Raw genomic sequence first — 2813 nt, forward strand, 5'->3', positions numbered from 1 at the left:
TGGCCGCCGTGGACGGTACAACGCTACCTCGGCCAGCGTGTAGGACCAATCAGTTCGCGCCAGGAGCGCGACCAGCTGCTGGCCAGCGCCGAGATCATCCTCGGGGGCTTTCCGTTTCCGCTGGATCTCCGGGCCCGGGCGCCGCGCCTGCGCTGGTGCCACCAACTCCCAGCCGGGGCGAGCAACCTGTTACGCGGGGATCTCTGGGGCAGCGATGTCATCGCCACCACCTCGCGCGGCTATGGCAATACCCGCCCCATGGCTGAGTATGTCCTGGCCAGCCTCCTCCACTTCGCCAGGGGGCTCCACCATGCATCTCGCGATCGGCAGCGGCATCGTTTCGACCATCGCACCTATCGTCCCCTGCTGCTGCAGGGGAAGACGGTGTGCGTCGTGGGCGCCGGTGGCATCGGCCAGGAGGTGGGGCGGTTGTGCGCCAGTGCCGGCATGCGGGTGACCGGCACGCGGCGCCGGGTGGCGCCCGATACCGTACTGCCAGCCGGATTCAGCCGCCTGGAAAGCCCCGAGCGTCTCTATGCTCTCCTCGAGGAGAGCGACGGCGTGGTGGTCTGTTGTCAGTGGACACCGGAGACGACCAAGCTGATCGGTCGGGAGGCCTTTGCCGCCATGAAGCCAGGCGCTATCCTGGTGAACGTCGCGCGGGGTGAAATCATCGACGAAGAGGCGTTGATCGCTGCCCTCGCGGCGGGAAAGCTGCGGGGGGCGGCCCTGGACGTCTATGTGGGTGAGTTTGAACATGAACCCGATCGTCGCCTCTGGGACGATGAGCGCGTCCTCATCACCCCGCATATCTCTGGCGGCAGTGACATGCGTCAGCATCGGGGGATCAACCTCTTCTGCGACAATGTGCGCGCCTATCTGGACGGGCGGCCCCTGACCAATGTCGTCGATTGGGCAGATGGTTATTGAGCTACGGCCGGCGCGACGCAATTCTCCGACGACGGGCGGCCCAACAGCGTCGGACACAGGTCCGGCGCGTTCGATATAATTGGTCCGTGACCATGCAGCACACCCAGGGCGAGGTGCCCAGCGAACTATCGGTCCCGCACAGCCCCGACCGATTCAACCAGGCGCTGGGCACCGAGCTCGAGGCCTGAAGGAGACCGACCATGGCTGACACGATTCAACGCGTCGAGTACTTCTACGCGCAGGTGCCCAACAAGGCGGGCGAGGGCAGCCGTTTTCTGACGGCGCTCCAGGAGGCCGGGATCAATCTCCTCGCCTTCTCTGGTTTCCCCGAAGGGCGCGGCTCCCAGCTCGACTTCGTTCCCGCCGATCCGGCCGCGTTCAAGCAGTTCGCGCGGACGGCCAAGTGGAAGCTCACGGGCCCCAAGCGCGCCATCCTGGTGAGTGGCGAGGAGCGCGTGGGTGCGGTGGCCGAGCTGCACAGGAAGCTCGCCGAGGCGAAGATCAACGTGACGGCCATCGACGCCGTTTGCGCGGGCGCCGGCCGCTACGGGGCCATCCTGTGGGTGGCCCCGCGCGACGTGAGCAAGGCCGCCAAGCTCCTCGGCTCCGCGTAGAGCTGATGGGCGACTGAGAGCGGGCGCGCGTCCTTCCTATCCAGGGCGCACAGGTTGTCCATGAGCTCGGCCCAAAACCTTCAACAGCAGGAGTGAACCATGGCTCAGGACAGCACGCGCCGTTTGCTCAAGGTGTTTGGGATCGCCGTCACGAACCTGGAGGACGCGCTCGAGGCCGCCCTCGCCGAGGGCGCGAAGAAGGCCGAGGCGGAGTTGAGAGAGCGGATGAAGGAAGTGATCGCGCTCGTCGAGCGGCTGTCCGAGCGGGCGGCGAAGCTCTAGCGCCGCCCCCGCTCGTGATGGAGTCTCGATGATGCCGGGGCCGTTCAGGGACGCGTCAGGCGTCGCCCTCACACTGCCGTGCACGACCCCGGTGTCGTGCGCGCGATCCTCGCCCACCTTGGGCTGGCGCCGGCCCCAGACCCCTCCGCGATCCCGCCTCGCCCGGCGATCACCGTGGTGCGCTATCACGGCGTCCTCGCCCCGCAGGCGCGCTGGCGCTCACAGGTCGTCCGCGACGGCCGCGCGGCCCCTGACGCCACCGCGTGCTCGCTCGCGGCCACTCCCCCCGCCGCCGGTACCCCGGACCCGTGGACCTGGGCCGCCCTGATGCGCCGCGTATTCGATCTCGCTGTCCTCGCCTGTCCCCGCTGTGGGGGCCACCTGCGCGTCATCGCCACCGTGCAGGATCCCCTCGCCAGGCAGGGCATCCTCGCCCACCGGGCCCGCTCCGGCGCCCCCGCGCCGCCCGGCCCCGCCCCACCCGCGCCCGCCGCCCTCACGGAGCCCGCCGCTCAGTCCTTCTCTCAAGGCTGCCCCTGCCACCCGGCGGCGCCCCCCCGGCCCCGCAGCCGCACCCCTCCGCCCGTGTGTTGACCGCGCGCCCGTGGCGGCGCAGGACGGCCCGGGTCAGAGGGCGGTCGCGGTGCGGATGCTCGCCTTCGCCCCAGTGACGCGCGCAATGCCGGGTGTCAGGCTGGGGCCCGCAGGGCAGGCCGCATGTCGCCCACCCCCATCGCGCGGCGCGGGAACCGAGGGAACAGCGTGTGTCCCTCCTATGCGCACGCCCCGGCCCAGTATCAGCGCGTCACCGCCCCGGAGATCCACGACGCCTTCGCGCGCTACGAGCGCCCCGACGCCCGCTTCCGCTTCGTCATCACCCCGCGTCCCTAAGGAGACACTGAGATGAAGAACGTGCAGATGACGGTGGCCGGGAACATTCTGACGATCACGGTGGACTTGACCAAAGAGTTTGGGCCGTCTTCGTCC

Annotated in this window: 4 protein-coding genes; all 4 read left to right on the plus strand. The window is 69.4% G+C overall.

Annotated features, from left to right (window positions below; all coding sequences use genetic code 11):
* On the plus strand, positions 1-930 hold a 930-nt coding region (locus VGV06_03665), incomplete at its 5' end, for a D-2-hydroxyacid dehydrogenase (GenBank protein ID HEV2054254.1).
* Between the two features lie 200 nt (positions 931-1130).
* Complete coding sequence (locus VGV06_03670; GenBank protein HEV2054255.1) at positions 1131-1544, plus strand: hypothetical protein; 414 nt, start codon at positions 1131-1133, stop codon at positions 1542-1544.
* A 99-nt stretch (positions 1545-1643) separates the two neighbouring features.
* A complete protein-coding gene (locus tag VGV06_03675; GenBank protein ID HEV2054256.1) occupies positions 1644-1826 on the plus strand; it encodes a hypothetical protein in 183 nt (60 codons plus the stop codon).
* A gap of 762 nt (positions 1827-2588) precedes the next feature.
* Complete coding sequence (locus VGV06_03680) at positions 2589-2717, plus strand: hypothetical protein (GenBank protein ID HEV2054257.1); 129 nt, start codon at positions 2589-2591, stop codon at positions 2715-2717.
* The last annotated feature ends 96 nt before the right edge of the window (positions 2718-2813 follow it).

The sequence above is a fragment of the Candidatus Methylomirabilota bacterium genome (assembly GCA_035936835.1).
Classification (GTDB): domain Bacteria; phylum Methylomirabilota; class Methylomirabilia; order Rokubacteriales; family CSP1-6; genus AR37.

What these genes read in the sequence shown, in the direction of transcription:
- VGV06_03670 (HEV2054255.1), top strand. Translation starts at nt 1,131, where the DNA reads ATGGCTGACACGATTCAACGCGTCGAGTACTTCTACGCGCAGGTGCCC.
- VGV06_03675 (HEV2054256.1), top strand. Translation starts at nt 1,644, where the DNA reads ATGGCTCAGGACAGCACGCGCCGTTTGCTCAAGGTGTTTGGGATCGCC.